At 66.6% G+C, this 8,400-nt stretch carries 8 protein-coding genes; 4 read left to right on the top strand and 4 right to left on the bottom strand.

Annotated features, from left to right (window positions below):
• The first annotated feature begins 371 nt into the window (after positions 1-371).
• Positions 372-2,264 carry a molecular chaperone HtpG gene (gene htpG / locus R1H25_RS16600; protein ID WP_317224123.1) on the top strand — a complete coding sequence of 631 codons (1,893 nt, stop codon included), beginning with the start codon at positions 372-374 and terminating at the stop codon, positions 2,262-2,264.
• A 181-nt stretch (positions 2,265-2,445) separates the two neighbouring features.
• Here htpG and R1H25_RS16595 read toward each other — a convergent pair whose 3' ends face one another.
• Positions 2,446-2,745 carry a hypothetical protein gene (locus tag R1H25_RS16595; RefSeq protein ID WP_049445698.1) on the bottom strand — a complete coding sequence of 100 codons (300 nt, stop codon included), beginning with the start codon at positions 2,743-2,745 and terminating at the stop codon, positions 2,446-2,448.
• 129 nt (positions 2,746-2,874) lie between these two features.
• On the opposite strand from R1H25_RS16595, the gene ftsY reads away from it, so the two are divergent.
• The 3 genes from ftsY (at position 2,875) to R1H25_RS16580 (ending at position 5,673) form a co-directional block, all read left to right on the top strand.
• A complete protein-coding gene (ftsY, locus tag R1H25_RS16590) occupies positions 2,875-4,191 on the top strand; it encodes a signal recognition particle-docking protein FtsY (protein ID WP_317224122.1) in 1,317 nt (438 codons plus the stop codon).
• A gap of 82 nt (positions 4,192-4,273) precedes the next feature.
• Positions 4,274-5,398: an A/G-specific adenine glycosylase gene (mutY, locus tag R1H25_RS16585; RefSeq protein ID WP_317224121.1), complete on the top strand. Its 1,125-nt coding sequence runs from the start codon at positions 4,274-4,276 to the stop codon at positions 5,396-5,398.
• 5 nt (positions 5,399-5,403) lie between these two features.
• Positions 5,404-5,673 carry an oxidative damage protection protein gene (locus R1H25_RS16580; protein ID WP_014036808.1) on the top strand — a complete coding sequence of 90 codons (270 nt, stop codon included), beginning with the start codon at positions 5,404-5,406 and terminating at the stop codon, positions 5,671-5,673.
• 95 nt (positions 5,674-5,768) lie between these two features.
• On the opposite strand, the gene R1H25_RS16575 is transcribed toward R1H25_RS16580, so the two are convergent.
• From R1H25_RS16575 to R1H25_RS16565, 3 genes are all read right to left on the bottom strand, one after another.
• Complete coding sequence (locus R1H25_RS16575) at positions 5,769-6,227, bottom strand: DUF6491 family protein (RefSeq protein ID WP_164158930.1); 459 nt, start codon at positions 6,225-6,227, stop codon at positions 5,769-5,771.
• A gap of 220 nt (positions 6,228-6,447) precedes the next feature.
• A complete protein-coding gene (lolD, locus tag R1H25_RS16570) occupies positions 6,448-7,161 on the bottom strand; it encodes a lipoprotein-releasing ABC transporter ATP-binding protein LolD (RefSeq protein ID WP_005409083.1) in 714 nt (237 codons plus the stop codon).
• The gene (locus tag R1H25_RS16565) at positions 7,154-8,395 is read right to left on the bottom strand and encodes a lipoprotein-releasing ABC transporter permease subunit (RefSeq protein WP_049447601.1); all 1,242 of its coding nucleotides are present in this window, start codon (positions 8,393-8,395) and stop codon (positions 7,154-7,156) included. Before R1H25_RS16565 ends, lolD begins: the two co-directional genes overlap by 8 nt.
• Positions 8,396-8,400: the final 5 nt, after the last annotated feature.

Raw genomic sequence — 8,400 nt, 5'->3', positions numbered from 1 at the left:
GTTTTCCTGCGGAAAACGGATCTGACCCCAGTTTTATTTCGATATCTGACAGAGGTGTCGACCAAGGTCGACACCTACCAACAGCCGAGTGAACCTGTCAGAGGCGGGGCGGTGTGGGTTGGCAGGACCGTTGGCGCCATGGACGGCGCCATCGAGCCCCCAGGGACGGGTTTACGGCGTGTCCTGCCAACCCACACCACCCCGCCATCCCACGGATAGCGCGCTGTTGCTGTTGCTGTTGCTGTAGCTTCGGCCTCTGCAGGTGCAGGGCTGCAAGCCCTGCCGAACAACCCCTTGATTTCGGGACAATCAGCCATACCCCTTGGCGAGGCCGCACGCGCTGGCGCGGCATTGCACATGGAGCCCTATCGATGACCGACACCATCCAGACCGAAACCCTTGGCTTCCAGACCGAAGTCAAGCAGCTGCTGCAGCTGATGATCCACTCGCTGTATTCCAACAAGGAAATCTTCCTGCGCGAGCTGGTCTCCAACGCCGCCGACGCCGCCGACAAGCTGCGCTTCGAGGCCCTGACCCAGCCGGCCCTGCTGGAAGGCGACAGCGAACTGCGCGTGCGCGTCAGCTTCGACCCCGCCGCCCACACCATCACCATCGAAGACAACGGCATCGGCATGAGCCGCGCCGAGGCGATTGCCCATCTCGGCACGATCGCCAAGTCCGGCACCGGCGATTTCCTGCGCCAGCTGTCCGGCGACCAGAAGAAGGATTCGCAGCTGATCGGCCAGTTCGGCGTCGGTTTCTACAGCGCCTTCATCGTTGCCGACGAAGTGGAAGTGACCTCGCGCCGCGCCGGCCTGGCTGCAGGCGAAGGCGTGCGCTGGACCTCGCGCGGCGAAGGCGATTTCGACGTGGCCACTGTCGACAAGGCCGAGCGCGGCACCCGCATCGTGCTGCACCTGAAGGACGGCGATCATGATTTCGCCGACGGCTGGCGCCTGCGCAGCATCCTCAAGAAGTATTCGGACCATATCGGCCTTCCGATCCAGATGCCGAAGGAAGGTGGCGAAGAAGGCGCCGCGGTCGAATGGGAAACCGTCAATCGCGCCAGCGCGCTGTGGACCCGTCCGCGCACCGAGATCAGCGACGCCGAGTACACCGAGTTCTACAAGCACGTGGCGCACGACCACAGCGATCCGCTGGCGTGGAGCCACAACAAGGTCGAAGGCAAGCTGGAGTACACCTCGCTGCTCTACGTGCCCGGCCGCGCGCCGTTCGACCTGTACCACCGCGACGCGCCCAAGGGCCTGAAGCTGTATGTGCAGCGCGTGTTCGTGATGGACCAGGCCGAACAGTTCCTGCCGCTGTACCTGCGCTTCATCAAGGGCGTGGTCGATTCCAACGACCTGTCGCTGAATGTCTCGCGCGAGATCCTGCAGTCCGGCCCGGTCATCGATTCGATGAAGGCGGCGCTGACCAAGCGCTCGCTGGACATGCTGGAAAAGCTGGCCACCGACAAGCCGGAGCAGTACGCCACGTTCTGGAAGGAATTCGGCCAGGTGCTGAAGGAAGGTCCGGCCGAGGACTACAACAACCGCGAGAAGGTGGCCGGCCTGCTGCGCTTCGCCTCCACCCGTGGCGACGGCGATGCGCAGACCGTGTCGCTGGCCGATTACCTCGGCCGCATGGCCGAAGGCCAGGACAAGATCTACTACCTGACCGGCGAGAGCTACAGCCAGGTGCGCAACAGCCCGCACCTGGAAGTGTTCCGCAAGAAGGGCGTGGAAGTGCTGCTGCTGACCGACCGCATCGACGAGTGGCTCATGGGCTACCTGACCGATTTCGACGGCAAGGGCTTCGTCGACATCGCCCGTGGCGACCTCGACCTGGGCGCGCTGGAAAGCGAGGCCGACAAGCAGGAACAGGAAGCAGCCGCCAAAGACAAGCAGGGCCTGGTCGAGCGCCTGAAGACGGTGCTGGGCGATGACGTGGCCGAAGTGCGCGTGTCGCACCGCCTGACCGATTCGCCGGCGGTGCTGGCCATCGGCGAACAGGACCTGGGCCTGCAGATGCGCCAGATCCTGGAAGCCAGCGGGCAGAAGGTGCCGGACAGCAAGCCGGTGCTGGAAATCAATCCGGGCCACCCGCTGATCGCCAAGCTCGATGCCGAAGCCGATGGCGCGCGTTTCGATGACCTGGGCCGGGTGCTGTTCGACCAGGCCGCACTGGCCGCCGGTGACAGTCTGAAGGACCCGGGCGCCTATGTGGCGCGGCTGAACAAGCTGCTGCTGGAGCTGTCGGCCTGATTGACAGGGTGGTCGCCGGGCATGGCCCGGCTTACCCGGCGGTGCTCTGGTAGAGGCCAACCTTGGTTGGCGCCCCAAAAGCGTGCCAACCAAGGTTGGCACCTACCGCCGCGGGTCGAGCATGCCAACCAAGGTTGGCCCCCACCTGGGGCGGCGGTTGGCACCTACCGAAGTGGACTGCTCAGACCTCGCGATCCAGCAGCGAGCCCAGCATCTGGTCCTGGCGGCGGATCACCGTGGCATTGGCGGCGAAGGCCACCACCTCGGCTTTCGCCGCCAGCAGATCACCCAGCGGTGCGCGGGTATCGGCGCCAATGGACGTCACCGAAGCCTTCACCCCGCCCTGCTCCACCGCGCTACGCTGCAGCTGCAGGCGTTGGGCATCGGGAGTCGCCAGGTTGGCCACGTTGTGCGCGGCCACCTGCACGCCCTGCTGGGCCACACGCGTCCCGCTGAGGGCGATTCCCATCACGTTGTTCATGGCGGTCTCCGGGCCGCCCTGCGCAGCCCTCCGGACCGGTTAACGGCCGGCGGGCCGCGACCTTGAGTCCACATCGGCCCGACAGGCCCGAGTGGTAGCATATCCCTCTGATTTCAGCGCCTTTTGCCAATGCTCAGTTTTTTCCGCCGCAAGAAGCCCCAGGATGCCCCCGCAACGGAGGCACCCAAGACCCAGCACTACTCGGCTGAAGAGCTGGCGGCGGCGTTCCCGTCGGCCGCGCCGGTCGAGGACAAGAAGCCGGCACCGGTAGCCGTACCGACCGAGCCTGCACCGGTCGAGCCGCCCCCCGCAGCCATCGTTCCGAACGCTGTCGAGCCGACCCCGGTGGTTCCGGCTCCAATCGCACCGGTTCCGGCAGCTCCTGCACCCACGGCGCAGATCGACGTCGCCCCCGTCGCGGCCCCGGCCATCGAACCGGCACCCGCACCGCTGCCTGAGCCCACCCCCACACCTGTCACCGACGATCTGCCTGCCGCCGCCTCGGTCGACGCCGTTCCGGCGCCTGCCGGCAAGCCCGGCTGGCGCGAGCGCCTGCGCAACAGCGTCATCGCGCGCAGCTTCGGTGGCCTGTTCTCGCGCAACCCCAAGCTCGACGACGACCTGCTGGACGAGCTGGAAACCGCACTGATCACCGCCGATGTCGGCGTAGGTGCCACCACCGATCTGGTCGAGGGCCTGCGCAAGCGCATGAAGTCGCGCGAGTTCGCCGACGCCAATGCACTGCTGGCCGCGCTGCGCGCCGAGCTGATCGCAATCCTGCAGCCGGTGGCCAAGCCGCTGGTGATCGACCGCAACGCCAAGCCCTTCGTGGTGCTGACCGTCGGCGTCAACGGCGTCGGCAAGACCACCACCATCGGCAAGCTGGCCAAGCGCTTCAAGGACGATGGCCACAGCCTGATGCTGGCCGCCGGTGACACCTTCCGTGCCGCCGCCGTGGCCCAGTTGCAGGCCTGGGGCGAGCGCAACGGCGTGGCCGTGGTCGCGCAGGGGCAGAACGCGGATGCCGCTTCGGTGGCATTCGATGCGCTGCAGGCCGGCAAGGCCCGTGGCACCTCGGTGCTGATCGCCGATACCGCCGGCCGCCTGCACACCCAGTCCGGCCTGATGAACGAGCTGGGCAAGATCCGCCGCGTGCTCGGCAAGATCGACGCTACTGCACCGCACGAGGTGTTGATGGTGATCGACGGCACCACCGGCCAGAACGCGCTGTCGCAGTTGCGCCAGTTCAATGCCGCGGTGAACGTGACCGGTTTGGTGGTGACCAAGCTGGACGGCACCGCCAAGGGAGGCGTGGTGTTTGCACTGGCCCGCGAGTTCGGCATTCCGATCCGTTTCGCCGGCATCGGCGAGCGCCCGGAAGACCTGCGCGTGTTCGACCCGGAAGCCTTCGTCGACGCCCTGCTGCCCGAAGCGCTGGGCGGCTGATACACCGCGCAGCCACGCAAGGCGTGGCTCTACTGCAATCCGGTAGAGCCACCCCACGGGTGGCTGCCTCTCTGGAACACCGATGCCCCGCCAGCCGCACGCCAGCGCCAGCACTGCCCAGCAAGACGGCTTCGTCACCCGCCTGCTGCACTGGTTCGACGACCACGGTCGCCACGACCTGCCCTGGCAGCATCCGCGCAGCCCCTATCGGGTCTGGTTGTCGGAAATCATGCTGCAGCAGACCCAGGTGGCCACGGTCATCCCGTACTTCCAGCGGTTCCTGCAGCACTTCCCGACCCTGCCCGACCTCGCCGCCGCCAGCAACGACGCGGTGATGGCGCAGTGGGCCGGGCTCGGCTACTACGCCCGTGCACGCAACCTGCATGCCGCTGCAAAGCGCTGCGTGGAACTGCACGACGGCGACCTGCCGCGCGATTTCGATGCATTGCATGCCCTGCCCGGCATCGGCCGCAGCACCGCTGGCGCGATCCTCAGCCAAGCCTGGAACGACCCGTTCGCGATCCTCGACGGCAACGTCAAGCGCGTGCTCAGCCGCTACCACGGCATCGAGGGCTTCCCGGGCCTGCCGGCCATCGAGAAGCAGTTGTGGGCGATCGCCGAGGCGCACGTGGCGCAGGTGCCGGCCGGGCGCATGGCCGATTACACCCAGGCACAGATGGACCTGGGCGCGACCGTGTGCAGCCGCGCCAGACCCGCCTGCGTGATCTGCCCGCTGCAGGACGCATGCGTGGCGCGCCGCGAAGGCCGCACCGCTGAACTACCCACGCCCAAGCCCAGCAGGACCCTGCCCGAGCGCGAAGCAGTGGCCCTGCTGCTGCGCGACGCCCAGCAGCGCGTGCTGCTGCAGAAGCGGCCGGACACCGGCATCTGGGCGCAGCTGTGGACACTGCCGCAGGCCGACGCCGGCAGCGTGCTGCAGGACTGGTTCGATGCCCATGTCGATGGCTCGCTGGAAGATGCCGAGGAGCTGCCAGTGCTGCAGCACACCTTCAGCCACTACAGGCTGCACCTGCAGGTACTGGCGCGCCAGGTGAACGGCTTGCGCGTGGAAGAACCCACGTTGCGCTGGGTCGCCTACGCTGAACTGCCCGCGCTGGGCCTGCCCGCGCCGATCCGCAAACTGCTCGACGGCGCGACGATCAAGACGCCAAAACGAACTTCCAAGAAACCCCGCAACCACGAGTGAGCGCCATGCCCCGAACCGTCTTCTGCCAGTACGAACAACGCGATGCCGAGGGCCTGGACTTCGTGCCCTACCCCGGCGAGCTGGGCCAGCGCATCTTCAACAACATCGGCAAGCAGGCCTGGGCTGCGTGGCTGGCGCACCAGACCATGCTGATCAACGAGAACCGCCTGTCGCCGCGTACGCCGGAACATCGCGCGTTCCTTGAAGGCGAACTGGTCAAGTTCCTGTTCGAGAAGGACGCGGAAAAGCCGGCAGGCTTCACCCCGGAAGCCTGACGCACAGGTAGTGCCGGCCGCCAACAAAAAGGGGACGGAGGGGATTAAGTCGTTTGTGGCACAAACGACTTAATCCCCTCCGTCCCCTTTTTTGATCATTTCGCCGGCGCGGTGTTTTCCTCGCGCTCCTGCACCTGCGCCTGGCGCAGTTCCTGTTCGGAGGCACGCAGCGCCTTCACGTCCAGCTTGCGAATGCTGTTGATGAAGCACGGCATGCGCGGGCCGCCGGTAGGGTCGCGCACCAGCACTTTGTCGAAGCGCGCCGAAACACGGTTCATCTGGCTGGTCAGGCCGATGGCGGTGGCATACGGCAGGTCCTGGCAGGGGCCTCTCAGCTCCAGCAGGTAGGCCTCGCTCGGGCGCGTCCACACCGCCAGCGCGCTGTCACCCAGTTCGGTCCAGCCGTTGAGGGTGCCGAAGAACTGCATGTCGTTCTGCGGCGCACCGGCATGGGCACGGTACAACTCCAGTTTTTCGGTGCTGCTGAGCCGGCCGGTGGTGGCACAGGCGGCCAGGGCCAGACAGAGGCCGGCCAGCAGAAGCGGGGTCTTCATGGCGATCTCCTCGGGGAACTGTCGCCATCATGCGCCTGGGCCGGCAACCCGGCGCGACGACCGGCAGCCCCATTCAGGCGCCGGTCGGTGGTCGACCCAGGTCGACCTCTACCAAAGCAGACCCAAGCGCCCGGATTCCGGTAGTCGCCAACCTCGGTTGGCGCTTGCCCTACAAGAACAGCCGACCAGGGCCGGCCTCTTTCAAAGCGGGCCCAGCGCCTCAGACGTCGGCGTGCGCCAGCGCGTGCAGGCGCCCTTCGCGCAGCTCCAGCACCCGGTCCAGGCGCCGCGCCAGGCTGCGGTCGTGGGTGACCAGCACCAGACTGGTGTGACGCGCACGATTCAGTTCCAGCATCAGCTCGAACACCGTTGCAGCCGTGCGGTCATCCAGGTTGCCGGTCGGCTCGTCACCGAGCACGCAGGCCGGATGATTGACCAGTGCCCGCGCCACCGCAGCACGCTGGCGCTCACCACCGGACAGCTCGCCCGGCTTGTGGTCCAGGCGATGGCCGAGGCCGACTGCTTCCAGCAGCGTGGTGGCCCGGCTGCTCGCTTCTGCGACCGCAGTGCCAGCCAGCAGTACCGGCATCATCACGTTTTCCAGCGCGGTGAACTCCGGCAGCAGGTGATGGAACTGGTAGACGAAGCCCAGCGCCTGGTTGCGCAGCAGGCCGCGCGCGGTGTCCGACAGCGCCGACATGCGCTGGCCGGTCACATAGACCTCGCCGGCTGTGGGAATGTCCAGGCCACCCAGCAGGTGCAGCAGCGTGCTCTTGCCGGCGCCGGAGGCACCGATGATCGCCACCGTCTCGCCGGCGGTGACGGTCAGGTCCAGGCCATCGAACACCGGGGTCTGCATGCGCCCTTCGGCGTAGGTCTTGCCGAGTGCTTCGGCGCGGATCACTTCATCGCCGCGGTTGAAGACCTTATTCATAACGCAGGGCCTCCGCCGGCTGGGTGCGTGCTGCCCGCCAGGCGGGATACAGGGTGGCCAGGAAGCTCATCAGCAGCGCGACCACGGTGATCGCCACCACGTCGCCGGTCTGCATGTCGGTCGGCAGGCCGGTGATGTAGTACACATCCTCCGGCAGCAGCTTGACGTTGAACACGCTCTCGATGGCGCCGAGGATGCGCTCCAGGTTGAGGGTCAGGGTGATGCCGCCGATCAGGCCGGCCAGCGTGCCGAAGATACCGATCAGCGAACCCTGCACCATGAACACCTGCATCACCCCGCCAGGAGTCAGGCCAAGGGTGCGCAGGATGGCGATGTCGGCCTGCTTGTCGGTCACCAGCATCACCTGCGAGGACACCAGGTTGAAGGCACCCATGGCGATGATCAGCGACAGCAGGATGCCCATCACCACCTTCTCCATGCGCAGCGAGTGGTAGAGGTTGGCGTTCTGCTGGGTCCAGTCACTCACGCGGTAAGCACCACCGAGGCTCTGCGCCAGGTCCACGCCCACTTCCAGCGAGCGGTCCATGTCGTGCAGTTTCAGCCGCACGCCGGTGGCACCATCGCTGCGCAGCACGCGCTCCAGGTCCTGCATGTTGGCAAAGCCGACGCCACGATCGACCTCGTTGTAGCCGGCCTCGAAGATGCCGCTGACGGTGAAGCGTTTCATCCGTGGCACCGCGCCGGCGGGCGTGCCTTGCACTTCGGCAAACGTCACCAGTACCTGGTCGCCGACGTCAACACCCAGCCAGATCGCCAGTTCCTTGCCCAGCAGCAGGTTGAAGCTGCCCGGCTTGAGGCTGTCATAGCTGCCCTTGGTGACCTTCTTGTCGATCACCGAGACTTTCGGCTCCAGCGCCGGATCGATGCCCTGGATGATCGCCCCCTGCACGCGCGGGCCACTGATCATCGACTGGATCTCGATGTAGGGTGCGGCACCGGCCACGCGCGGGTCCTTGCGGGCGACGTCCACCACGCGCATCCAGTCCGGCATCGGCTCGCCGTCGCGGCTGATGGTGGTGTGCGCGGTCATCTGCAGCAGGCGGCTGCGGATTTCCTTCTGGAAACCGCTCATGACGGCCAAGGTGGTGATCAGCACCGTAACGCCGAGCGCGATGCCCAGGATCGATGCCATCGAGATGAAGGAGATGAAGCCGTTGCGGCGCTTGGCGCGCAGGTAGCGCAGGCCGATCGCCACGGGAATGGGTTTGAACATGCAGG

Source organism: Stenotrophomonas veracruzanensis (assembly GCF_032911525.1).
GTDB classification, from domain to species: domain Bacteria; phylum Pseudomonadota; class Gammaproteobacteria; order Xanthomonadales; family Xanthomonadaceae; genus Stenotrophomonas; species Stenotrophomonas africana.
The sequence above is the reverse complement of the archived record's forward strand: the minus strand, read 5'-3'. Positions and strand labels throughout refer to the sequence as shown.

What these genes read in the sequence shown, in the direction of transcription:
- htpG (WP_317224123.1), top strand. Translation starts at nt 372, where the DNA reads ATGACCGACACCATCCAGACCGAAACCCTTGGCTTCCAGACCGAAGTC.
- R1H25_RS16595 (WP_049445698.1), bottom strand. Translation starts at nt 2,745, where the DNA reads ATGAACAACGTGATGGGAATCGCCCTCAGCGGGACGCGTGTGGCCCAG.
- ftsY (WP_317224122.1), top strand. Translation starts at nt 2,875, where the DNA reads ATGCTCAGTTTTTTCCGCCGCAAGAAGCCCCAGGATGCCCCCGCAACG.
- mutY (WP_317224121.1), top strand. Translation starts at nt 4,274, where the DNA reads ATGCCCCGCCAGCCGCACGCCAGCGCCAGCACTGCCCAGCAAGACGGC.
- R1H25_RS16580 (WP_014036808.1), top strand. Translation starts at nt 5,404, where the DNA reads ATGCCCCGAACCGTCTTCTGCCAGTACGAACAACGCGATGCCGAGGGC.
- R1H25_RS16575 (WP_164158930.1), bottom strand. Translation starts at nt 6,227, where the DNA reads ATGAAGACCCCGCTTCTGCTGGCCGGCCTCTGTCTGGCCCTGGCCGCC.
- lolD (WP_005409083.1), bottom strand. Translation starts at nt 7,161, where the DNA reads ATGAATAAGGTCTTCAACCGCGGCGATGAAGTGATCCGCGCCGAAGCA.
- R1H25_RS16565 (WP_049447601.1), bottom strand. Translation starts at nt 8,395, where the DNA reads ATGTTCAAACCCATTCCCGTGGCGATCGGCCTGCGCTACCTGCGCGCC.